Origin of the sequence: Arthrobacter oryzae, from assembly GCF_031454875.1 — a bacterium.
In the GTDB taxonomy this organism is placed as follows: Bacteria; Actinomycetota; Actinomycetes; order Actinomycetales; family Micrococcaceae; genus Arthrobacter; species Arthrobacter oryzae_D.
Window position 1 is genome coordinate 251,557 of record NZ_JAVDRQ010000006.1, and the last position, 23,437, is coordinate 274,993.

The 23,437-nt window shown below is 65.7% G+C and carries 20 protein-coding genes; 3 read left to right on the top strand and 17 right to left on the bottom strand.

What is annotated here, in order from left to right; genetic code table 11:
- Positions 1-162 precede the first annotated feature (162 nt).
- The gene (locus J2805_RS13015; protein ID WP_309976791.1) at positions 163-3,648 is read left to right on the top strand and encodes a DEAD/DEAH box helicase; all 3,486 of its coding nucleotides are present in this window, start codon (positions 163-165) and stop codon (positions 3,646-3,648) included.
- Between the two features lie 45 nt (positions 3,649-3,693).
- Here the strand turns inward: J2805_RS13015 and J2805_RS13020 are convergent, their stop codons facing one another.
- From J2805_RS13020 to urtA, 6 genes are all read right to left on the bottom strand, one after another.
- On the bottom strand, positions 3,694-4,080 hold the full coding sequence (locus J2805_RS13020; RefSeq protein ID WP_309977023.1) for a hypothetical protein: 387 nt from the start codon (positions 4,078-4,080) through the stop codon (positions 3,694-3,696).
- A gap of 243 nt (positions 4,081-4,323) precedes the next feature.
- Positions 4,324-5,016 (bottom strand): urea ABC transporter ATP-binding subunit UrtE, encoded by a 693-nt coding sequence (urtE, locus tag J2805_RS13025; protein ID WP_309976793.1) that lies wholly within the window; start codon positions 5,014-5,016, stop codon positions 4,324-4,326.
- Positions 5,016-5,819, bottom strand: a complete 804-nt coding sequence (urtD, locus tag J2805_RS13030) for an urea ABC transporter ATP-binding protein UrtD (RefSeq protein ID WP_309976795.1) — start codon at positions 5,817-5,819, stop codon at positions 5,016-5,018. Before urtD ends, urtE begins: the two co-directional genes overlap by 1 nt.
- Positions 5,816-6,952, bottom strand: coding sequence for an urea ABC transporter permease subunit UrtC (urtC, locus tag J2805_RS13035; protein WP_309976797.1), 1,137 nt, complete (start codon positions 6,950-6,952; stop codon positions 5,816-5,818). Before urtC ends, urtD begins: the two co-directional genes overlap by 4 nt.
- The gene (gene urtB, locus J2805_RS13040; protein WP_309976799.1) at positions 6,949-7,833 is read right to left on the bottom strand and encodes an urea ABC transporter permease subunit UrtB; all 885 of its coding nucleotides are present in this window, start codon (positions 7,831-7,833) and stop codon (positions 6,949-6,951) included. The genes urtC and urtB overlap by 4 nt, the downstream gene beginning before the upstream one ends.
- 48 nt (positions 7,834-7,881) lie before the next feature.
- The gene (urtA, locus tag J2805_RS13045; RefSeq protein WP_309976801.1) at positions 7,882-9,147 is read right to left on the bottom strand and encodes an urea ABC transporter substrate-binding protein; all 1,266 of its coding nucleotides are present in this window, start codon (positions 9,145-9,147) and stop codon (positions 7,882-7,884) included.
- 281 nt (positions 9,148-9,428) lie between these two features.
- Between urtA and J2805_RS13050 the strand changes: the two genes are divergently transcribed.
- Complete coding sequence (locus J2805_RS13050; protein WP_309976804.1) at positions 9,429-10,364, top strand: ketopantoate reductase family protein; 936 nt, start codon at positions 9,429-9,431, stop codon at positions 10,362-10,364.
- Positions 10,365-10,387: 23 nt separating this feature from the next.
- Here J2805_RS13050 and J2805_RS13055 read toward each other — a convergent pair whose 3' ends face one another.
- The 11 genes from J2805_RS13055 to J2805_RS13105 form a co-directional block, all read right to left on the bottom strand.
- On the bottom strand, positions 10,388-11,221 hold the full coding sequence (locus J2805_RS13055) for an alpha/beta fold hydrolase (RefSeq protein ID WP_309976806.1): 834 nt from the start codon (positions 11,219-11,221) through the stop codon (positions 10,388-10,390).
- A gap of 96 nt (positions 11,222-11,317) precedes the next feature.
- Entirely contained in the window at positions 11,318-11,740 is a 423-nt protein-coding gene (locus J2805_RS13060; protein WP_309976807.1) for a heat shock protein transcriptional repressor HspR, read from the bottom strand.
- 40 nt (positions 11,741-11,780) lie between these two features.
- On the bottom strand, positions 11,781-12,767 hold the full coding sequence (locus J2805_RS13065) for a DnaJ C-terminal domain-containing protein (protein ID WP_309976809.1): 987 nt from the start codon (positions 12,765-12,767) through the stop codon (positions 11,781-11,783).
- Positions 12,768-12,858: 91 nt separating this feature from the next.
- Positions 12,859-13,578 (bottom strand): nucleotide exchange factor GrpE, encoded by a 720-nt coding sequence (locus J2805_RS13070; protein ID WP_309976811.1) that lies wholly within the window; start codon positions 13,576-13,578, stop codon positions 12,859-12,861.
- Between the two features lie 2 nt (positions 13,579-13,580).
- Positions 13,581-15,452 (bottom strand): molecular chaperone DnaK, encoded by a 1,872-nt coding sequence (dnaK, locus tag J2805_RS13075; RefSeq protein ID WP_309976813.1) that lies wholly within the window; start codon positions 15,450-15,452, stop codon positions 13,581-13,583.
- Between the two features lie 310 nt (positions 15,453-15,762).
- The gene (locus tag J2805_RS13080) at positions 15,763-16,164 is read right to left on the bottom strand and encodes a hypothetical protein (RefSeq protein WP_309976815.1); all 402 of its coding nucleotides are present in this window, start codon (positions 16,162-16,164) and stop codon (positions 15,763-15,765) included.
- Positions 16,165-16,263: 99 nt separating this feature from the next.
- On the bottom strand, positions 16,264-17,799 hold the full coding sequence (gene arfA / locus J2805_RS13085) for an arabinosylfuranosidase ArfA (RefSeq protein WP_309976816.1): 1,536 nt from the start codon (positions 17,797-17,799) through the stop codon (positions 16,264-16,266).
- 72 nt (positions 17,800-17,871) lie between these two features.
- Positions 17,872-18,771 carry a carbohydrate ABC transporter permease gene (locus tag J2805_RS13090; RefSeq protein ID WP_309976818.1) on the bottom strand — a complete coding sequence of 300 codons (900 nt, stop codon included), beginning with the start codon at positions 18,769-18,771 and terminating at the stop codon, positions 17,872-17,874.
- Between the two features lie 2 nt (positions 18,772-18,773).
- A complete protein-coding gene (locus J2805_RS13095; protein ID WP_396134337.1) occupies positions 18,774-19,736 on the bottom strand; it encodes a carbohydrate ABC transporter permease in 963 nt (320 codons plus the stop codon).
- Between the two features lie 67 nt (positions 19,737-19,803).
- Positions 19,804-21,135 (bottom strand): extracellular solute-binding protein, encoded by a 1,332-nt coding sequence (locus tag J2805_RS13100; RefSeq protein WP_309976820.1) that lies wholly within the window; start codon positions 21,133-21,135, stop codon positions 19,804-19,806.
- A gap of 178 nt (positions 21,136-21,313) precedes the next feature.
- A complete protein-coding gene (locus J2805_RS13105; protein WP_309976822.1) occupies positions 21,314-22,204 on the bottom strand; it encodes a TetR/AcrR family transcriptional regulator in 891 nt (296 codons plus the stop codon).
- A gap of 175 nt (positions 22,205-22,379) precedes the next feature.
- Between J2805_RS13105 and J2805_RS13110 the strand changes: the two genes are divergently transcribed.
- Positions 22,380-23,309 carry an NAD-dependent epimerase/dehydratase family protein gene (locus tag J2805_RS13110; protein ID WP_309976824.1) on the top strand — a complete coding sequence of 310 codons (930 nt, stop codon included), beginning with the start codon at positions 22,380-22,382 and terminating at the stop codon, positions 23,307-23,309.
- Positions 23,310-23,437: the final 128 nt, after the last annotated feature.

Here is a 23,437-nt window from a genome sequence, read left to right on the forward strand (position 1 = left end):
CTGAAAGCGGGTGGTGCTCAGGACCCTTTCACGCTATGCCGCGGAGCGGTCTGCGGGTTGAGGGGGAGTTGAACGTTGGGCGAAGTTTCAGGGCCTCTCCCGGCTCGGTAAGATGGATCAGATAACCTGCAGATTTTTGACCTGCTGAAAGTAGCGCGCACCATGCCATCCCAACCGGACGAGAGTGCGGCACTGGCAATACAGACCCCCGCGATCAACGACCGCTCCCTCGCGGCCGGACTCGCCTACGCCATGGGCAGCCGGGTCTCGGGGATCTCCTTCGATGCCGCCACCGGCCTGATGCTCGGCAAGGTCCGGGGCGGGCAGGACGCGCCCTATTCAACCACGGCGAAGCTGGTCCGGAAGGCGGGCGGCTGGAGCTGCACCGTCGGTGTGTGCAGTTGCCCCGTCCGGAAGGACTGCAAGCACGTGGCCGCGCTGCTGTTTGCGGCGGAGGACAATCCGGCCACCCGTGTGCAGCTGCTGGCTCCGGCGGAATCCACCCGGCTCTCCCGCGAGCCCCTGGCCCAGGAGATGCCGGACTGGGAACAGGCCCTGGGGCCGCTCATTGCCCGGCCCGGGATCACGCCGTCCACTAACGGCATCCCGCTGGCCCTCCAGTTCGACATCGAAGAGCCCGCCCCGCACTTCTCCTACACGGGCCGGCGTGATCCGCTCCGCAGCGTGCGCCAGCTCAAGGCACGCCCCGTAATCATGGGCGCCAAGGGCAAGTGGATCCGCGGCGACGTCTCCTGGAACACGCTCAGCTACCTTAATTACCGGCGCGAATGCAACGAGGCGCACGTGGAGTGGATGCAGGAATTCCTCGCGTCCCACACCGCCCTGGCCAACCGCCAGCACAATTCCACCGCGCCCTGGCTGGGCCTGAACACCTACGCCGGAAAGAACTTCTGGAGCCTGCTCGCCCAGGCACGGAAGATCGGCGTCGCGCTGGTCGACGCCAGCGGCCAGGAACCCGTGAGGTTCGTGGAGGATCCCGCCGCCGTCGGCCTTAATCTCACCCGCTCCGGCACGTCCGACGGGGAGGAAGCCGGGGCCGGCTCAAACGGGAAAACGCCCGACGACGGCGGGCTGACGCTAGCGCCCACCATCACCGTTGAGGGGGAAGTGGTTGATCCGGCGTCCGTGGGGACCATCGGCCGGCCGGCGCACGGGATTTTCCTGACCTCCGGAGCGGACGCCCTGCCCGGCGTCGGCACCGGCTCCATCATCACGCTGGCTCCGCTGGAAAACGGCCTCAGCGAGGAACTCCTGACGTTCGTCACCGCCGGCAGCACCCTGCACATTCCGTCCCGCGATGAGACCCGCTTCCTCACCGGTTTCTACCCCAAACTCAAGCAGGCCGCCCGGGTCACGGCGTCGGACGAGTCCGTGGAACTGCCCACGCTGGCCGTTCCCACCCTGTCCCTGCTGGCCAACTACGGCACCGACCACAAAGTGCGGCTCCACTGGGAATGGCACTACACGTCCGGGAACCTGGTCACGGCACAGCCGCTGTGGCGCCACCCGGGCGACCACGGCTACCGGGACGACCCCACGGAGGCCCGCATCCTCGAGTCGCTGGGCCAGCCTTGGGACGTGGTGCCCAAGCTGGGCGAATCCGCCACCGGCGGCTGGGGAACGCCGCGGCTTGCGGCCTCGGCAGAGCTGAGCGGCCTGGACACCCTGGCCTTTACCGAGGAAGTGCTGCCGCGGCTCCGGAACACCCCGGACGTCGTGGTGGACACCGCGGGCGACATTGCCGACTACCGCGAGGCCGAGGAAGCCCCGGTGGTTTCCATCTCCACCAAGGCCACGGAACAGCGCGACTGGTTCGACCTTGGCATTGTGATCACCCTGGAGGGCCAGCCGGTCTCGTTTGCGGCCCTGTTCTCCGCCCTCGCCGCGGGCCAGACGAAGATGCTGCTGCCCAGCGGCGCGTACTTCTCGCTGGACCTCCCGGAACTGCACCAGCTGCGCGACCTCATTGAGGAGGCGCGGTCCCTGCAGGACAACAAGGACGCGCCGCTGCAGATCAGCCGGTTCCAGGCCGGGCTGTGGGACGAACTGGCACACCTCGGCATCGTGGACCAGCAGGCCTCCGCCTGGCGCGAAGCCGTGGGCGGGCTGCTGGAGGGCGGTATCAAGGGGCTGCCCCTGCCAGCCACGCTGAACGCCGAGCTGCGCCCGTACCAGCTGGAGGGTTTCAACTGGCTGAGCTTCCTCTACCGGCACGGTCTCGGCGGGGTGCTGGCCGACGACATGGGCCTGGGCAAGACCGTCCAGGCCCTGGCGCTGGTGTGCGCGGCGAAGGAAGCCGCCGCCGGTGCTGCCGCTCCGGACCCGGCCGGTACAGCCCTTCCGGACAGCGCCAATACAGCGCCGGGCGCCGGTGCCGCACCGGGCGCCGCACCCTTCCTGGTGGTGGCCCCCACCAGTGTGGTGGGCAACTGGGAAGCCGAAACCGCGCGGTTCGCTCCCGGGCTCACCGTCCGTGCCATCGGCGAGACGTTCGCGAAGAACGGCTCGGACCCGGCCGAGGCCATGGCCGGTGCAGACATCGTGATCACGTCCTACGCCCTGTTCCGGATCGACTATGACGCATACGCGTCCCGGGAGTGGGCCGCCCTGGTGCTGGACGAGGCCCAATTCGTGAAGAACCACCAGTCCAAGGCCTACCAGTGCGCACGCAAGCTGCCGGCGGCATTCAAGCTGGCCATCACCGGCACGCCGCTGGAAAACAACCTGATGGAGTTCTGGGCCCTCACCTCGATTGTGGCGCCGGGACTGTTCGCCAGCCCCAAGCGGTTCGCCGAGTACTACCAGAAGCCCGTGGAAAAGAACGGCGACAAGGGGCAGCTGGACAAGCTCCGCCGTCGGGTCCGTCCGCTCATGATGCGCCGCACCAAGGAGCAGGTCATCCACGACCTGCCGCCCAAGCAGGAGCAGATCCTGGAGGTGGTTCTGAACCCGCGGCACCAGAAGGTGTACCAGACGCATCTGCAGCGCGAGCGCCAGAAAATCCTGGGCCTCATCGACGACGTCAACAAGAACCGCTTCACCATCTTCCAGTCGCTGACGCTGCTGCGCCAGCTCAGCCTGGACGCCTCGCTGGTGGACCCTTCACTGTCCGGGGTCCGGTCCAGCAAGCTGGACGTCCTGTTCGAGCAGCTGGAGGACCTTGTGGCCGAGGGGCACCGGGCACTGATCTTCAGCCAGTTCACCGGTTTCCTGGGGAAGGTCCGTGAGCGGCTCGTCGAGGAGAAGATCGAGTTCTGCTACCTCGACGGCGGCACGCGCAACCGCTCCGACGTGGTGAACGAGTTCAAGAACGGCTCCGCCCCCGTGTTCCTGATCAGCCTCAAGGCCGGCGGCTTCGGCCTGAACCTGACCGAGGCGGACTACGTGTTCCTGCTGGACCCGTGGTGGAACCCGGCTTCCGAGGCGCAGGCCGTGGACCGCACCCACCGGATCGGCCAGGCGCGGAACGTGATGGTCTACCGGCTGGTGGCCAAGGACACCATCGAGGAAAAGGTCATGGCCCTGAAGGCGAAGAAGTCCCAGCTGTTCGCGGACGTGATGGAAGGCGATGCCCTCTCCGGCGGTTCCCTCACGGCTGAAGACCTGGCCGGCCTGTTCAACGACTGAGGGCCCGGCTGGGGGCTCGGCTGCCGGCGTTTCAGTGCCGGACAGTCAGCCCATCGCGGGCGCCAGGGACCTTCCGGAGGACAGCTGTTTCCGGGCCCAGCGGGCGAGTTTCTTGCCCTTTCCCTTCCACCAGTTGTCCTCGTCCTTGTCGTGGTGCAGACGGAAGATGATCATCACCATTACAAAGACGCCCAGGGCAACGTCCATCCAGGACCAGAAGACGGCGTCAACCAGCACGCTGATGCCCATGACCAGGACGGACGGCACGGCCAGCGTGCGGAAAACGGTACTGGCCACGTAGCGCCGGTGGGACCTCGGCACCGACAGGGCACGCACCATGTCGAAACAGACGCACACCACCACCAGCGTCTGGCCCAGGGACAGCAGGACCTGCCCGCCCATCGAGCCCGCGAACATGGCGGCGGATTCCATTCCCGCGCTCACCGGACGCAGCCTGTCGCAGGGCAGGGAAGAGACACACCGTAATTGCAGAAAACACACATAGGAAAACCCCCAGAGACCAGAAACAGCTGTGAGACCCAGCTGCGCTCCATTCAAGCCGCTGCCGCTCCGGTCCGTCACGAGTAGCGTGTACTCTATTCTGCCCGCCCGGGGCGCCGGCTTCCCTCCCTGGTACTCAGTCCGGCCCACCGCATCCGGGGTGTGTCGCGGCCTTCAGATCAGCATCGCTTCGCGTACCTGCGCTGCGGATTCCGCGCCGCCGCTGCCCTGCGAACTGACCCGCCCGGCGGCCAGCACGTAGTAGTGGTCGGCGGCGTTCAGCGCGAAGCCGATGTGCTGCTCCACCAGCAGGACGCGCATGCCGCTGCGTTGGGAGAGCTTGATGATGGTCTCCTGGATTTCAGCCACGACGTTGGGCTGGATCCCTTCCGTGGGCTCGTCCAGGATGAGAAGCGTGGGTTCGGTGATGAGGGCGCGGGCGATTGCCAGCTGCTGCCGCTGGCCGCCGGACAGGAGCCCGGCACGGCGCGCCAGCAGCGGGGTGAGCGCAGGAAACATGTCCAGCGCTTCGGCAACGCGTTCCTTCCCGTTCGTTCGTCCGTCGGCCACCAGCTGCAGATTCTCCAGGGCGGTCAGCTGGCCGAACGACTGCTGACCCTGCGGAACGTAGGCCATGCCCCGCGCCACCCGCTGGTGCGGCCTGAGCGCCGAGATGTCCTCCCCGTCCAAGATGATGGTGCCGCGTGTGGGTTTGAGGAGCCCGACGACGGCTCGCAGCAGTGTTGTCTTCCCCGCACCGTTGTGCCCCAGGATGGAAACCAGTGACCCGTCCGGGACGGCGATGTTCACTCCGGAAATGACCTGGGTGCGCCCGTAACCGGTCTGCAGGTCCGTGATCTCCAGCATCAGTGCCCTTCCATTCCGGCGGTGCCCAGGTAGACTTCCTGCACTTTCCTGTCGGCCTGCACCTGGGCCACGCTGCCCTCGCTCAGGACTTTGCCGGCTGCGAGGACCGTCACCGAGGTGGCGAACTCGCGGACGAAGTCCATGTCATGCTCAATCACCAGCGTGATGCGGCTTGCCGCGATCCGGCGGAGCAGCTGCCCAGTCTCGTCCCGCTCGTCCTGGCTCATTCCGGCGATGGGTTCATCCAGGAGAAGCACGTCCGAGTTCTGTACCAGCAGCATGCCGATCTCCAGCCACTGCTTCTGCCCGTGCGCCAGGGTTCCGGCCGGCTTGTCCGCGACATTGTCCAGCCCGATGATCTCCAGGGCTTCCTGCACGGCCGGGTCCACGCCCTTTCGCCGCCTCAGCAGTTCCCTTGCCTTCCTCCCCGGACCGGCGGCGATGTCGAGGTTCTGCAGCACCGAAAGGTTTTCGAAGACGCTCGCCGTCTGGAAGGTCCGTCCCACGCCCAGCCTTGCGATCCTGTGCACCTTGCGGCCCAGGATCTCGGTGCCGGTGTGGTTCACGGACCCGGTGGCCGAAACCAGTCCTGTGATCGCATCGATGATGGTCGTCTTGCCCGCACCGTTTGGTCCAATCAGGAACCGCAGGTCGCCCTGGGTGACGTTGAGGTTGACGTTGTCCACGGCGATGAATCCGTCGAAGGAGACCGTGAGGTCGCGAACCTCCAGGTACTTGGGGCGGCCGTGGCGGAGACCGCCGGCCTGCGGTTCACCGTCGGGCAGCAGAATGGAATTTGTCATCGGCTGGCCTCTTCCGGGACGGCTGTTGGTGGCATTGCGGGGGCAGGTGCGGCGGCAGGTGCGGCGCCGTGTCCGCCCTTCCGGCGCTGCTTCAGCCGGTTGACGAGGCGCGGCAGCGACGCGAGTCCGCCGGGCATGAACCCGATGACCAGGACGAAGAGCAGGCCCTGGAAATAGACCCAGAAGGACGGGAATGTGGAGGACAGGCTGGTCTGGGCGATGGCCACGCTCAGGGCTCCCAGCACGGGACCCAGCAGCGTGGCCCGGCCGCCGATGGCCACGCCGATCAGGAAGGCGATGGACGGAATTACCCCCACGTCCGCCGGTGAGATGATCCCTACAATGGGCACGAAGAGTGCCCCGGCGATCCCTGCCATGACAGCTGCGATCACATAAGTCACGGTCTTGATGGTCGCCGGGTCATAGCCCAGGAACCGGACCCGTTCCTCCTGGTCGCGGACTGCGATGAGGAGTTCGCCGAACCTGCTGTTGACGATCTGCCGGGACGCCGCCAGCGCAAGCAGCAGCACCACGGCAGCGATCGAATAGAGCATGAGCTTGTTGGACGGGTCCTTCAGGTCGAAGCCTAAGAATGAGCGGAAGCCGCTAAGCCCGTTGGAACCCCCGGTAGTCGCCTGTTGGCCGATCAGGAAAACCGCGAAGGCTGCCGCCAGGGCCTGGCTGAGGATGGCGAAGTAGGCACCCTTGACGCGCCTTTTGAATACGGCGAGCCCCAGGACCGACGCCACAAGCCCGGGAACAAGGATGACGGCGAGGAGGGTTACCGCAGGGCTACGGAACGGCTCCCACCACCCGGGGACCTCGCCGGTGCCGTACAGGGACATGAAATCGGGTACGCCGGACCCGCCAAACAGGGAAGCGTCCGCCAGCTTGAGGTGCATGGCCATGATGTAGGCGCCGAGTCCGAAGAACACGCCCTGGCCCAGGGTCAGCATGCCGCCGCGCCCCCATGCCAGTCCGATCCCGACCGCCACGATCGCGAAGCAGATGAACTTCCCCAGCAGGGCGAGGTTGAATACCGACAGCGACGCGGGAGCCACCACGAGGAGCATCACCGCGCCCACACCGAATCCGGCCAGCACCCCCCAACGGGATTGCAATAAAGCGCTCATGCGAGGCTCCTTGTCCGGAGGCTGAAGATGCCCTGCGGCCGGAGCTGCAGGAAAACCACGATCAGCACCAGGATCAGCACTTTGCCGATGCTCGCCGTCGTCGAAAATTCGAATGCCGATTGCAGGACGCCGAGCGCGAAGGCGGCGATGACTGCCCCCTTGATCTGGCCCACTCCCCCGGCCACTACCACCAGGAAGGCGTCCACGATGTAGCTGGTGCCAAGGTATGGGCCCGTGGAACCGATCAGGGTGACGGCAACACCGGCGATCCCGGCCAGGCCGGAGCCGATAAAGAAGGTCAGCTGGTCCGTGCGCCGAGTGGAGATGCCGCTGGTTTCGGCCAGGTCGCGGTTCAGGACCACAGCCCTGATGCGCCGGCCCAGTGGCGTCGCTTTCAGGATCAGCACGAGTCCTGCCAGGCATAGCAGGGACAGCAACAGGATGAAGAGCCGGGTGAGCGGGATGGGCGCTCCCAGCAGTTCGACGTTGCCCTGCAGCCAGGCCGGTGCCCGGACATCCACGCTGGGAGCGCCGAAAAGGTCCCGGGCGGCCTGTTGCAGGATAAGCGCCACCCCGAACGTGACCAGCAGGGTGTCCAGGGGCCTGTGGTACATTCGCCGGAGGAGCACGGTCTCCAGCACCAGCCCGAGCAGGCCGCCCACCAGGAAGCCCACCGGAATGGAAACCAGCAGTGAGACGCCGGCATCGGAGATGCTCCGCTGCACCACGAAGGCCGTATATGCGCCGGCCATCATGAACTCGCCGTGGGCCATGTTGATGACCCCCATCTGGCCAAAGGTCAGCGACAGCCCCAGCGCGGCCAGCAGCAGCACCGAGCCGAGGCTGAGTCCGGCAAACATCTGTCCAATCATCAGTTCCATTCCAGCGGGCCTCTCCTCACGGGTTGTGTTCAGGGGTGGTGGGAGCGACTACTTGCCCAGGTCCTTGGCCCAGTCGTAGCTGGCCAGGAACGGATCGGGTTCGACGGCGGCCGGCGATGACCAGACCGTCTCTATCAGGCCCTCGGAGTTGATCTTTCCGATGCGGGGCGTCTTGGTGATGTGGTTGTTCTCCCCGTCCACTGTGACCGTGCCCTCGGGCGCCTCGAACGTGACTCCGCCGGCGGCCGCCTGGACCTTGTCCACCTCAAAGGAGCCGGCCTTTTCCACCATGGCCTTCCACAGGTACAGCGACGTGTACGCCGCTTCCATGGGATCGCTGGTTACGCGCTCGGCGCCGAACTTCGCCTTGAACGCGGCGACGAACTTCTTGTTGGCCGGCGTGTCCAGGGTCTGGTAGTAATCCCAGGCGGTGAGCTGGCCTTCCACGTTCTCCAGGCCGACGCCCGGGACCTCCTCTTCCGCAATGGAAACCGAGACCACGGGCATGGCCTCTGCCGTCAGGCCCACGCTCTTGTACTGCCGGAAGAAGGCCACGTTGCTGTCGCCGTTGAGGGTGTTGAAGACAGCGTCAGCCTTGGAATCACGGACCTTGTTCACGATGGTGGAGAACTCCGTGGAGCCCAGCGGGGCGTATTCCTCGCCGAGGACCTCCATTCCGTGCGCGGCGGCGTAGGCCTGGATGATCTTGTTGGCAGTGCGGGGAAACACGTAGTCGCTACCCACCAGGAAGATGGATTTTGTACCCTGCTCAGCCAGGTAGTCCAGCGCGGGGATGATCTGCTGGTTGGTGGTGGCCCCGGTGTAGAAGATGTTCTTGGAAGCTTCCAGCCCTTCGTACTGAACGGGGTAGAACAGCAGCGCGTCGTTGGCTTCGAAAACGGGGAGCATCGCCTTGCGGCTGGAGGAGGTCCAGCCGCCGAAGACTGCGGCCGTACAGTCCTGCTGGATCAGTTTCCCGGCACGTTCGGCGAACTTCGTGGGTTCGCTGGCGCCGTCTTCACTGATCACCTGAAGCTGTTTGCCCATAACGCCGCCGGCGGCATTGATTTCCTCGGCGGCCAGGCTCAGGGAATCGAAGACGGTGTTTTCGCTGATGGCCATCGTGCCGGAACGCGAGTTGATGAATCCCACTTTGACGCTGCTGCCGGATGTGTCGACGCAGGAACTGCCGCCGCTGGCGGTGGAGTTGGCGGACGCCGGATCCGAAATCTGGCTTCCGCAGCCGCTCAGGGCGGTCACCATCACGGCCGCGGCCAGGGGGATCAAAGCGCGCTTAGTTACAGAAACCCTCATGTTTACCTGCTTCTCGCTCCGCGCTGCCTCGCGGCAGCGGCTGGTCTCCAAGGTCCTGACGGGGGACCCCTCGGGCTCAATCTAGGAGCGAATTGTTTCGGCACGCATGATGGTTCGTTTCCGCACCGTTTCGGGACCGGCTTCATCGGCGGATGCAAAGCGCAGCAACGGTAAGTCCACTGGCAGAAATGGCGGAAACCACGCTTGGCAAAGTTAACCTGTAAGAAACGTTTGCACCGTCATTTTAGGAATGACGGCGACACAAATCCCTCAGGAGCAGAATGACCAGCCAGCCGAATGCCCAGCGGATCCTTGTTGTCGGAGCCGGCGCCACCGGCGGATACTTCGGCGGACGCCTGGCCCAGGCCGGCCGGGACGTGACCTTCCTGGTCCGCGAGGGTCGGGCCGCCACGCTGCGCCGGCGCGGCCTCCGCATCACCGGGATGGGGCAGGAGGATGTCATCGAACCTGCACTAGTCACTGCGGCAGAGCTCAACGGCCACTACGACCTGGTGCTTGTTACGGTCAAGGCCTCCGCCCTCCCGGAAGCCCTGGCAGACGCGGCGCCGGCAGTGGGGCCGGAGACCGTCATCATTCCGTTCCTCAACGGTCTGGCCCACATGGACGCCCTTGAGGCCGCCTTCGGCGCCGACCGCGTCCTGGGCGGGATCGTCAAGGTGGTCACCACCGTTACCGACGACGGTGACATCCTTCAGATGAATCCCCTGGCCACGCTCGCAATCGGGGAGCAGCACGGCCCGCCGAGCGACCGCGTCCTGCGGGCCGTCGATCTCTTCACGGTGCCCGGGTTCAAGGCCTCGGCGACGGCGGACGCGCTGGCATCCATGTGGCACAAATGGGCCTTCATCGTCTCCGCCGGCGCCGTGACATGCCTGATGCGGGGGCCAGTGGGCGCCATCGTCGCAGTGCCCGGCGGTACGGAGTTCGTGCACTCCGTCCTGGCCGAGGCCGGTGCCGTCTCGGCCGCGGCCGGGTATCCGGTTCCGGAACACGAGGCCGCGCAGTCCGTGGGCATCCTGGCCCAGGCGGGATCCACCTTCACGTCGTCCCTCTACCGCGACGTCGTTGCCGGCCTCCCCGGCGAGACGGAGCACCTGCTGGGCGACTTCACCCGGCGGGCGCGCCTCCTCGGAGCCGGCACGCCGCTGATCGACCTGGCCCTGATGCAACTCAGGGTCCACGCCGCTACCAGCTAGGCGATATGAAGTGCGGCCGGCCGCTACTTCTTGAGGAACGTCAGGAGTGCCTCGTTAATTTCCTTCGCGTGGGTCCACAGCATTCCGTGTGGGGCCCCCTCGATCTCCAGGTAGTCCGCAGCAGGCAACGCGTCCTTGAACCGGCGGCCGGTGACGTCGATAGGCAGGATGTTGTCCGCCGTTCCGTGGACGATAAGCGCGGGAACGTCGATCTTCGGGATGTCCTTGCGGAAGTCCGTCAGCCACGTGGGCTGCGCGGCTACCGAAGCGTGCGCGGAGGAATTGCTCGCCGTGGTCCAGTTGGCCCGCAGCGCCTCTTCGCTGAGGCGGGTCCCCAGGGTGTCGTCGGTGTTGAAGAAGTTTTTGAAGAACTCGGTGAAGAACGCATAGCGGTCTTCCTTCACGGCGCTGAGCAGGCCGTCGAACACTTCCTGGGGGACGCCGTCGGGGTTGTCCCCGGTCCTCAGCAGGAAAGGCTCCAGTGAGCCGAGGAACACGGCTTTGGACACGCGCGCCGACCCGTACGTGCTGATATAGCGGGCCACTTCACCGGTGCCCATCGAGAAGCCCACCAGCACGGCGTCGGCCAGGTCGAGGTCGGTCAGCAGGCCGTTGAGGTCCGCGGCAAAGGTGTCGTAGTCGTAGCCCTCGGTGGGCTGGCTGGATTTGCCGAAACCGCGGCGGTCGTAGGTGATCACGCGGTAGCCGGCTTCCAGCAGCGCAGCGGTCTGCCGTTCCCAGGACGCGCCGTCGAGCGGATATCCATGGATGAGGACCACCGGCTGTCCTTGTCCGTGGTCCTCGTAGTACAGCTCAACGGTGGTGCTGTTTTCTTTTCCGACAGAGACAAAGGCCATGGGGCGTTCCTTCCGGGGCAATGAAGACGGGCAGTGCACAGGCGTAACCATTCACTCTGTTCCGGCAGGTTGCGGCTGTCAAGGCGGACCCGCCGGTCAGTCGGTGGGGCGGGGACGCCAGACTACAACGGCCTGGGAGCGGGCGCGCGGCCGCTGGCCGCGGGCCAGGCTGACCACGTCGCCCGCAGTTCCGGCGGCGAAAATGCGCGAGTCCAGCGGTGTACGACGGCGGCTTAGCTCCTCGGTCAGTTCGCTCACCCGGCGCTGCAGCGCGGCCACCTGGTTCTCCAGCTGCAGGATCCGTTTGATGCCCTCCAACGACACCCCTTCGTGCGAGAGCCGCTGCACCTCACGAAGCATGTTGACGTCGCGCTGGGAGTACCGCCTGGATTTGCCGGGCGCCCGGCTGGGCGAGACGATGCCCAGGCGGTCATACTGGCGGAGCGTCTGCGGGTGCATGTCCGCCAGCTCAGCCGCCACCGAGATGACGAAGATCGGCTGATCGAAGTTGATGTCCATGCCGGCCCTCTCCCTAAACCCCTGTCCTGTCCCCCGCGTCCTAGAGTCGTGCCTTGGCCGCCAGGCCGGAGCGGACGTCCTCACCGGCGGTGGCTGCGGCGAAGCTCTTCACGGCTTCCTCCGCTTCCTTGGTCAGCTTCTGCGGTACGACGACGTCGATGGTCACCAGCAGGTCGCCGGTGGCCTTGGAGTGCTTGACCCCGCGGCCCTTGACCCGCAGCGTGCGGCCGGACGGCGTTCCCGCGGGAACGCGGACCTTGACCGTCTCGCCGTCGATCGTTGGCACCTCAATGTCAGCGCCCAAGGCCGCCTCCGGAAAGGAGACCGGAACGTGGATGCGGAGGTTGTCGCCGTCGCGGGTGTAGAAATCGTGGCCCTTGACGTTCACGGTGACCATGAGGTCGCCGTTGCCGGCCGGGCCGTACTGGCCCTTGCCGCGGACGCGGACCTTCTGGCCGTCCTTGATCCCTGCCGGAACACGGACATCGATGACGTCCCCGTCCGGTTCGCGCAGGCCGATGGTGGTGCCGCGGATGGAACCGGCGAACGAAATGGTGGTGGTCGCCGTGCGGTCGGCGCCCTTCTGCGGTGCGCGCTGGTAGCCCGCGGGGCCGCCTGCACCACCGAAACCTCCGCCGAACAGGTCGGCGAACTCCGGCGGGATGCCGCCCGAGGTGCTGTAGCCGCCGGAGTGCCGGCCGCCGCCTCCGGTGAAGAGACCGCCGAAGAGGTCCTCGAAGCCGGCACCGCCGGCAGCTCCGCCCGCACCGCCGGGGGCAAAGCGCGCACCGCCGCCCATGGCGCGGATCGCGTCATACTGCTGGCGCTCGTCGGGATCCGAAAGTACCGAATAAGCCTCGGAGATGTCCTTGAACTTCTTCTCCGAAGCGACGTCGCCCGAATTCGTATCCGGGTGATGCTGCCGCGCAAGCTTCCGGTAAGCCTTCTTGATATCGGCGTCGGAAGCGTCCTTGGCGACTCCAAGGATCTTGTAGAAGTCCTTGTCGACCCAGTCCTGGCTAGCCAATGGCGTTTCCTTTCAAGTTCTTACAAAATGCGCTGCGCAGGTGATGGGCCCCGCCCGGGGCCCATCACCTGCTTCGCGCTGTGTGGGCTACTTATGCAGGGACTGCAACAATAACCTGTGCTGCCCGGAGGACCCGCTCGCCGGACTTGTAGCCGGAGCGCAGGACCTGGCTGACGGTGTCGATTTCGACATCCTGGCCGGGCTGCTGGATGAGGGCCTCGTGGATGGTCGGATCGAATTCCACCCCGGTCTCATCGATGCGGACCAGGCCGTACGTCTTCAGCGCGTTTTCCAGCTTGGCGGCGATCGCGGCGAACGGGCCGTCGGTCAGGTCGCCGTGCTGGCGGGCGGCGTCGACGTCGTCCAGTACCGGAAGCAGCGAGTTCAGGACGCCGATGACGGCCATCTCCCCTGCCACGGCACGGTCGCGTTCGACGCGCTTGCGGTAGTTGACATATTCAGCCTGGAGGCGGAGCAGGTCGTTCTTCAGCTCGGCGGCCTCGGCGCCGGCGGTTGAGCCTGTCGAAACTCCCTGCGCCACCGATTCCTCGGCAGGAACCTCAACGCTGTTGAGGATGTCCTCGGCCTGGGACAGTGCGTCGCCTTCGGTTTCGGCCGCCGTGCCGGCGCTGCCGGTGTGGTCCGCACGCTCGGGGTGGCGGGCCGCCCCGGTCTCCGGGTCAACCTTGCGGTTGTCCCGGATGACCGGCTTCTGCGGCTCGTTCTCCCCGCGCTCGTTCTCGTGGCTGTCGCGGGCATGCTGCTGGTCTTTGGAAGAGGTGTGCTCTTCCTCGTTACCGTGATGCGGCATGACTACTTCTTCTCTTCTTCGTCAACGATCTCGGCGTCGACGATGTCTTCATCGGAAGAACCAGCCTTGTCGCCGGCGGGAGCACCCTCGGCGCCTGCTGCACCCGTGGCACCGTCCGGCGAACCGGCCTGTGCGTAGATGGCTTCGCCGAGCTTGGTCTGGGAAGCCTGCAGCTTCTCAAACGCGGTCTTCACGGCGGCGTCATCGGTGCCTTCGAGGGCCTTCTTGAGGGCGTCGACGTCGGCCTGGACCTCGGTCTTGACCTCTTCAGGCAGCTTGTCCGCGTTGTCGATGATGAGCTTGTCCACGGAGTAGGCGAGCTGCTCGGCCGTGTTGCGGGTGTCGGTTGCCTCGCGGCGTGCCTTGTCCTCGGCTGCGTGCTCCTCGGCGTCCTTGACCATGCGGTCAATGTCTTCCTTGGAGAGGGCGGTGCCGCCGGTGATGGTCATGGACTGTTCCTTGCCGGTGCCCTTGTCCTTGGCGGAGACGTGCACGATGCCGTTGGCGTCGATGTCGAAGGTGACCTCGACCTGCGGAACGCCGCGCGGCGCCGGAGCGATGCCGGTCAGTTCGAACGTGCCCAGCGGCTTGTTGTCGCGGGTGAACTCGCGCTCGCCCTGGAAGACCTGGATGGCCACGGACGGCTGGTTGTCGTCAGCCGTGGTGAAGGTCTCGGACCGCTTGGTGGGGATGGCCGTGTTGCGCTCGATGAGGTGCGTCATCACACCGCCCTTGGTTTCGATGCCGAGGGACAGCGGGGTGACGTCGATCAGCAGCACGTCCTTGCGCTCGCCCTTCAGGACACCTGCCTGCAGTGCGGCGCCGACGGCGACGACCTCATCCGGGTTGACGCCCTTGTTGGGCTCCTTGCCGCCGGCCAGTTCCTTGACCAGTTCGTAAACGGCGGGCATACGGGTGGAACCGCCCACGAGGACGATGTGGTCGATCTCCGTGAGCTTGATGCCGGCTTCCTTGATGACGTCGTGGAACGGCTTCTTGGTGCGCTCGAGGAGGTCCTTGGTGAGTTCCTGGAACTTGGCGCGGGTCAGCTGCTCGTCCAGGTGGACCGGACCGTCGGGGGTGACGGAGAGGTACTGGAGCGAGACGTTGGTGCTGGTGGAGGAGGAGAGTTCCTTCTTCGCCTGCTCAGCGGCTTCGCGGAGGCGCTGCAGGGCGATCTTGTCCTTGGAGAGATCGATGCCCTTGACCTTGAGCTGGTTCAGCAGGTAGTTGACGACGCGCTGGTCCCAGTCGTCGCCGCCGAGGCGGTTGTCACCGGCGGTGGCGCGCACCTGGATGGTGGAGAAGTCGTCTTCATCCTTGCCGACTTCCAGCAGGGAGACGTCGAAGGTTCCGCCACCGAGGTCGAAGACCAGGATGAGTTCGTCTTCCTTGCCCTTGTCCAGGCCGTACGCGAGGGCAGCGGCGGTGGGCTCGTTGACGATGCGCAGGACGTTCATGCCCGCGATCTCACCGGCTTCCTTGGTGGCCTGGCGCTCGGCGTCGTTGAAGTAGGCCGGAACGGTGATCACGGCGTCGGTGACCTTTTCGCCGAGGTAGGACTCGGCGTCGTTCTTCAGCTTCATGAGTACACGGGCGGAGATTTCCTGCGCGGTGTACTTCTTGTCGTCGATCGCGACGGACCAGTCAGTGCCCATGTGGCGCTTGACGGAAGCGATGGTGCGGTCGATGTTGTTGACGGCCTGGCGCTTGGCGATCTCACCGACCAGGACTTCGCCGGACTTGGAGAACGCAACGACGGACGGCGTGGTGCGGCCACCCTCGGCGTTGGCAATAACGGTGGGCTCGCCACCTTCGAGAACGGAGACGACGGAGTTGGTGGTTCCGAGGTCGATACCTACTGCACGTGACATGTGTTGCTTCCTTCTTTCCTTGGAAACGATCCGGCGCCGGTGTCCGGGCTGGCCGGATTCAGGCTGATCGAAGTTCAGGCACGCCCACTGATTGAGCGATCTACACTCAACTTTACCCACGGCCGGATTTAAGTCAATCCAAAGTTGAGCGAACCACGCTCAAGTTAGCTCAGGGGCGGGGGACGCCCGCCTGACAGAGGTTCCAAAAAGGCCCGGAATCAGCGATTTTTGCCCGGGCATGGCGATGCCCCGGCACCGGTTTCGCTGTGCGTGAACCCGGTGCCGGGGCAGGGCCTTGAGATGGGGGCCGTCAGGCAGGGTCCCGCGGCAGGTCCTCGTCCTCGTCGTCGGCGTCCTCTTCCACGGGCACTTCATCCTCGACGAGCCGGTGCTCCTCGGGTACCTCTTCCGCGCCGATAGTGCCGTAATCACCTTCGGAGTATTCGCCTTCGACGGCGCCCGCCTGTTTCTCGACAGCCCCGGCGACTCCGTAATCACCCTCGGAATACTCGCCATCGACGGCGCCCGCCTGTTTCTCGACAGCCCCGGCGACTCCGTAATCACCCTCGGAATACTCGCCATCGACGGCCGTCTTTTCGTCCTCGCGGGCAATCCCGGCCTTGCCGTAATCGCCGTCGACATACTGGCCGCTGTCGCCTTCAACTGCCGGCGCGGGCTGCTTTCGTGCTTCGAATTCACTGTTCTCTGACACTGACGGATCCCTCCTGGAAGCATCGGACGCCCGGACGGGCGCAGAGGCAGTCTATCCATCCGTCCGGTCGTCCAACAGGGCCGAACAGGCCTGTTCGCCTCAGTTGCGCACGACCTCCAGTTCGATGGCCGCCCACGAAAGGGGCGGCAGGCTCGCGCGGACTTCGCCGCCGGCGGCCTTGACCCCCTCCAGCAGGGTGAGGCCAACCGCGCCGGGGTTCGCCTGCGTGTTGGTGATGAAGCGGTCCGCGCCCTCGGGAACCTGAAGTACCTCCGCACGGACCACCTGCCGGGCGTCGAAACCGCGGAGGACCACCTCAATGTCCGCCGCTTCCTCCAGCCCTCGATTGGCGAGGAACAGCGCGATGCGCCCGGTTTCCTCGTTCCAGGTGGCGCTGACGTCCACGAGGTCGGCGTCGCCGAATTTGGCGTTGCTGTACTTGTCCGAATCGACCGCCAGCCGGAGGATCTGGCCGTGGGCCAGCTCGGCCATGCGGGCGAACGGATGGAAGATGGTCTGCTTCCAGGCCGGTCCGTTTTCCTCGCTGAGGATGGGGGCGATCACGTTGACCAGCTGCGCCTGGTTGGCGATCTTGACGCGGTCACCGTGCCGGAGCAGCGAGTTGAGGAAGGTGCCGACGACGACGGCGTCCGTCACGTTGTACTGGTCCTCGATGACGCGCGGGTGCTCACGCCAGCCGTGCTTGCCCACTTCCGCGGGGCTGTCGGCGTCGCCGGGGCGGGTGTACCAGACGTTCCATTCGTCGAACGAGAGGTTGATGTGTTTCTTGTGCTTGCCCTTGGCCCGGACGGCGTCCGCTGTGGCGATCACGGATTCGATGAAGTAGTCCATGTCCACGGCGCTGGCCAGGAAACTGCCGGCGTCGCCGTCCTGTTCCTGGTAGTAGGCGTGCAGCGAGACATAGTCCACCTGCTCGTAGGTGTGGGTCAGGACGGTCTGTTCCCACGCGCCGAAGGTGGGCATGCCCGAGTTTGAGCTGCCGCAGGCGACGAGTTCGATGTCCGGGTCCACAAAGCGCATGGCCTTTGCTGCTTCCTGCGCCAGCCGTCCGTACTCCTCAGCCGTCTTATGTCCGATCTGCCATGGCCCGTCCATCTCGTTGCCGAGGCACCACAGCTTGATGTTGAAAGGGTCCTCATGGCCGTTCTTGCGGCGCAGGTCGGAGAGCCGGGTGCCGGACGGGATGTTGGCGTATTCCACCAGTTCGCGGGCGGCATCCACGCCGCGGGTGCCGAGGTTGACGGCCTCCATGACCTCCACGCCGGCTTCACGGGACCAGTCCACGAATTCGTGCAGGCCGAAGGCGTTGGTTTCGAGCGTGTGCCAGGCGCCGTCCAGCCTGCGGGGCCGGTCCGCCACCGGACCGACGCCGTCCTCCCAGTTATAGCCGGAGACGAAGTTGCCGCCGGGATAGCGGACCACGGTGGCGCCGAGCTCCTTGACGAGGTCCATGACATCGCGGCGGAAGCCGCGGTCGTCGGCCCGAGGGTGGCCCGGCTCGTAGATGCCGGTGTAGACGCAGCGGCCCATGTGCTCAACGAAGGATCCGAAAATCCGGCGGGGAACTTCACCCACGGTGAAGTCGCGGTCAATGGTGATGCGTGCGCGGGACATTTTGCTCCTGTCCTGGTGTTTTGGCTTGTCTTGGTGTTTTGGTGACGCAGGGTGTTGAGGGCCGGGGACGGCCTAAGTGCCGGCGAGGCCGGTGGTGGCCACGCCCCTGATGATCTGCCGCTGGAAGAACAGGAACACCACGATCAGGGGCAGCGCGGCCAGCAGGGCCGAGGCCATGTTCTGGGCGTACTGGATGCCGTAGGCGCTCTTGATGGTCTGCAGGCCCACGGGCAGGGTGAGCAGGGAACTCTCGTTGGTGGCAATGAAGGGCCAGAGGAAGTTGTTCCAGGCCCCGATGAACACGAAGATGGCCACGGCGGCCAGGATGGGCCGGGACAGCGGGAGCACAATCGTCGTGAATATCCGCAGCCTGCCCGCACCGTCCATCAGGGCAGCTTCCTCGAGTTCACGCGGAATCTGGTCGAAGAACTTCTTGAGCACGAACACCATCGGCGAGTGGATCACCTGCGGCAGGATCAGCGCCCAGTACGTGTCGATCAGGTTCAGCGACTGCATCTGCTGGAACAGCGGGATGATGAGGACCGGCGGCGGAATGATGATGGAAGCCACGATCACGCCCATCAGCATCTTCTTCCCCCGGAAGTCGATCCGGGAAATGGCGTAGGCCACGGACGCGGAGATCACCAGCGTGATGGCGGTGATCGCCGCCGAGGTGAACAGCGAGTTGAGCGTCCAGGTGGGGATGTTGCCGCTCTGCAGCACTTTGGCAAAAGCGTCGAGCGTGAAGCCCGACGCCGGTATCCAGCTGATGGGGGTGGAGGCAGCATCCGTTTCGGTCTTCAGCGCAGTGGCCGTGGCCCAGGCGAAGGGCACCAGCCACGCGACGGCAAGGACGGACACGACGGCGGTCGCCAGGATGCGCGACAGCGGCGTCTTCGGCCGGCGGTTTGGCACAATGTCCGTGGAGCCCTTGGGCCGGAGTACAGGCTTGGAAAGTGTGGTGGTAGCCATGGCTAGGCGCTCCTTTTCCGTGCGGTGAAGACCTGGGCCAGCGCAATGAGCAGGATCAGGCCAAAGAAGATGTAGGAAATGGCTGCGGAATAGCCCAGCCGGTAGCCCGTGAACCCGGCCTCGAAGATGTACTGCACAATGGAGCGGGTCGCTCCGCCCGGGCCGCCTTCGGTCATCTGGTAAATCTGGTCAAAGACCTTCAGGGACGCGAGGATCTGCAGGATCACGATCATCACCGTGGTGGGGCCCAGCTGAGGCAGGCTGATGGAGAAGAACTGCCGCCAGCCGCCGGCGCCGTCGAGCGACGCCGCCTCATAGTGCTGCTGCGGGATGTTCTGCAGGGCGGCCAGGTACAGCAGGAAGTTGAAGCCCACGGTCCACCAGACTGTCGCGATCACGATGGCCCACATGGCCACCGCGGGATCGTTGAGCCACGCCACCGGCGGAATGCCCACCTTTGCGAGCATGTCGTTGAACAGGCCCAGCTCCGGGTTGTACATCCAGGCGAAGAACAGGGATACCACGGTGGAGGCGAGCAGGAACGGGGAGAAGAAGGAGAGCCGCCACAGCCACTGCGCGGGAAGTCCCATGTTGACGAGGGCTGCCAGGGCCAGGGCGATCACTACCAGCGGCACCGTGCTGATCAGCGTGAAGTACAGGGTGTTACCCAGCGACCGCCACATGTCCTGGTCGGCGAACGCCTCGGTGTAGTTGGCCAGGCCGATGAACCCGCTATTTGCGCCCGTGAGCGACTTTCCGGTGAGGCTCATGACGGCCCCGGAAATCATGGGCCAGACCAGGAATGTCAGGAAGAAGACCAGGAACGGGGCAGAGAAGGCCCAGCCGTGGATATTGTCCCGCCGGGAGCGGGAAGATTTCGCTGCGGGGGCCGCAGGCACTGGGATCTCGTCGCGCCGGCCGCGGGATGATTTCCCGGCGGGCGCTGTTGTGGGGGCGCTGCTCATGAGGACTCCTTTGTCACGAACGGGTCGATGCTCAATGGGGATTCGACGGCCATGCCGGGTTCGAGGCTCATACCGGGTTGGGCATGGCGAGGACCGCGTTGATGCGCTTAATGAAGGCGTCCCAACCGTCTGTGGCCTTGTCCCGTCCGAGGAACACGTTCTGGACGTTCTCGGCGAAATAGCCCTGGAAGTCCGATCCGGAACCGGTGAACCAGGCCTCCGGATCGTAGTTGATGATGTCTGCTGCATTCGCATAGTCCGCCTGCGGATCCAGTGCCGCGTACTCGCTGGACTTCACCACCGGCTGGTACGCCGGGATGTGGCCTGCCTCTGCCCAGCTCAGGGATCCCTTGAGCATGGACGCTACGAACTGGTACACGCCGCGGCGCTTGGCTTCGTCGAGCTTGGCCTGGTGCGGCAGCACGAACGAGTGCGAGTCGGCGAAGGCCGCCGGGGTTCCGAACAACGTGGGGATGGTGCTTGCTCCGAGTGGAACACCCGCCGTCTTCATGGTGGGCAGTTCCCACACGCCCGTGAAAAGAAGCCCCGACCCCTTGCTGGCGAATTCGGCGATGGCAGTCCCGCCGTCGCCGCTTTTGGTGGAAATGGTGTTATCCAGCAGCGACCGGATGAACTCCAGGCAGTCGATGGCCACATCCCGCTCCACCTGAGCAGGTTTGCCCGGGTCCAGGACGAAGTCAGCACCGTGCTGGCGGTAGAGCGTGTAGAAGAGGCGCCACATCTGCGCGCCGTCGCCCAGGTATCCGTAGGAGAGCCCGTGCTTGCCGGTGACGCGCTGCAGTTCACGGCTCACTTCAAGGAATTGCGACGGCGAGGAGATCCCGGCCAGCTTCCCGTCGCTCCCCAGCACGCCGGCCTTGCCGGCCACCTCCGTGTTGTACAGCATCACGAACGGGTGCGAGTCCAGAGCCAGCGAAAACACCTGGCCGTTGAACTGGCTCTTCTCCCAGATTCGTGGGCCGAAGTCCTCCGGCCGTACCCCGAACTCGGCAAGCAGGTCCAGGTCCCAGGCATCCAGCAGCCCGCCGGGAGCATAGCCGGGCACCCTGGCCGCATGCATGATGGCCACCTCGGGCGGCCGCCCGCCGGCCGAGGCCATGGCGAGTTTGGTGTAGTACGGCGCACCCCACGCGAGCACGGTGGGCTTGATCCTGAAGTCGGCATGGTCCGCGTTGGCCTTGTCGATCATGGCCATCATCTTGATGCCGTCTCCGCCGGAGAGGAGGTGCCAGAAACGGATGTCGTCCGCAGCGGCCTGCGCGGCGCCGCCGCAGCCGGTCAGTCCGCCGGCGAGGGCGAGCCCGCCGAACAGGGCACCTCCGCCCAGCAGCAATTGCCTGCGGCTCAATTGGGTACTGCCGGAATCCTGATGCTTCACCGTCACTCCTTTGGACGTAGCCAGACAAAACTTGTAGCCGCCTTCGGATGACCGGAAGCCGGTCTGCGCGACCGTGGGCTGCACCACACTTTACATCGTTGTATATAGGCAGACAAGGATTATTTGTTAGCGTTCACAATTGTTGCTCCACCATCCGTCACGGCAGCCCCCAGTGGTGCTAGTTCAGCCCGGCCAGCCCGCCCAATACCTGTAGGTGGTGGTCGAAAAGCGCGTCCGGAGCGGAGAAGGTGTCGGCGCCGTACTGCCCGAAGACTTCGAAGCTGATGGCCCCGAAAAGCGACGTCCACACCAGGGCGCCACGGGCCAGCAGATCATCGGGAATGGCAAGGCCCAGCTCCTCCCGAATGGCACGCAGATCCGAGGCCAAGGGTCCGGCGACGTCGACTGCAGGAATGGCCACAGGAACTCCGACCGCCGACGCCGCGGCTGCATGCGCCGCTTCGGCGCCGAGCGCGCCTGCCCGCCAGGCGGCGTCGAAGATGGACATGAGGCTGTAGATCACCCGAGTCCCCGGCCCGGTAGTACGCTCCGCCGGGGCCCGGTATCCGGGAACCGGACTGCCGAAGAGCAGCGCGTAACGGGCAGGCTCGCGGATAGCCCAGCCCCGGACGGCGCGCCCCAGCGCCTGAAAGCGCCCCGCGAAGTCCCCTTCAGGAACACGGCCGACGGCGGCGTCCACTTCGTCACCCAGCTCGCCGTAGGCGTCAATCAGCAAAAGAGTCAGCAGTTCGTCACGGTTTTCCACATACCGGTACACCGCGGACGAGACGACACCCAAGTCGCGGGCCACGGCCCGGAGCGACAGGGCTGCGGCGCCGTGGACAGCCAGGTGCTCACGGCCCAGCCGGACTATGTCGGCCACGGTCTGCGCCCTGGCCCGCTCGCGGGGCGTGCGCAGAACCGCGGCGGAATTGCCTGCCGCGACGGGATTGCTTGCCGCAGTGGTCTTGCCGGTAGCCGCGCCGGCGGAAGGTGAACGGCTGCCGGAACGTGAAAGGCTGGCGGAAGGCGATGCGCTGGCGGGTGCGGTGGAATCGGGACCTGACATGTGTCCAGCATTCCACGCATCAGAGCACTGTCAACAATTGAGAGCAGCGCTCTTGACATGCTTTGCGGCGCGGAGCATCCTTATTGGGAGAGCACTGCTCTCCTTTGGCCGGGGCCACGCTGTTTGATCAAGCTCTGACGCCCGCCCCAAGGACAGACCGAGGAAAGAGAATCCAATGCCCGAACTCTATGTGGTTACCGGCGCCGGCCCGGTTGGTTGGACCGTCGCGGAGCAGCTTGCCGGCCAAGGCAAGCAGGTGCGGATCCTGACCCGGTCCGGCAGCGGTCCGGTGCATCCCCTTATCAACAGGATGCCCATCGACGTCTCCGATCCTGCACGGCTCGTCGAGGCGTTCCGTGGAGCGGCGGCGGTTTTCCACTGCATCCATGGCTCCGCCTACACCGCGGAAGCGTGGCGAAAGGAACTCCCCCAGGCCGAAGAGGCGGTACTGACGGCGGCAGGCGAGGCGGGCGCCGTCGTCGTATTCCCTGAAAGCCTGTACTCCTACAGCCGGCCGGACACCGTTATGGCGGAGGACAGCCCCCGGGAGGCGGAGGGCGGCAAGCGCGGTGTGCGCACCGCATTACTGAAGGCTCGTGCGGCGTCGGCCACCAACACCGTGAGCGTGGTAGCGGCCGACTTCTTCGGCCCGCGGGTGCGGAGCTCCCACGCCGGTGAGCGCATGGTCCCGGCGGTCCTGGCCGGAAAGAGGGTGCTTGTGATTGGCAGCGCGGACCAGCCGCGCTCCTTCACCTATGTGCCGGACCTTGCCGCGGCCATGATCCGCGCCGCACAGACGCCGTCCGCCTGGAACCGGGTGTGGCACGCACCCACGGGCCCGGCGCTCACACAGCGCCAGCTAGCGGCTGCTTTCACGGAAGCCGGCAAGGTGCCTGCTCCGAAAATCGGCGCGGTGCCGGGCTGGCTCCTCCGGGCCATGGGACTCTTCTCCGCCGGAACCCGGGAGTTGGCCGAAATGCTCTACCAGTTCGAGCGGCCGTTTGTGATGGATTCGCGGGCGAGCGAGGCCGGCCTGGGCCTGCGCCCCACCCCGCTGCCTGAAGCCGCCGCGGCCACGGTGGCCTGGTGGCGGGCGCAGGATTGAAGCGGCGGGGGTCGGCTCCGGGGGTGCGGCTTCGGGGTTCGGGAGGCTCCGGGGTGTCACGCACAGCAGACTCTTGGCCGGAAACGGCGGATGCGTCAGCCTGGTTCCGCGGCCGCATCCGCCGCGCC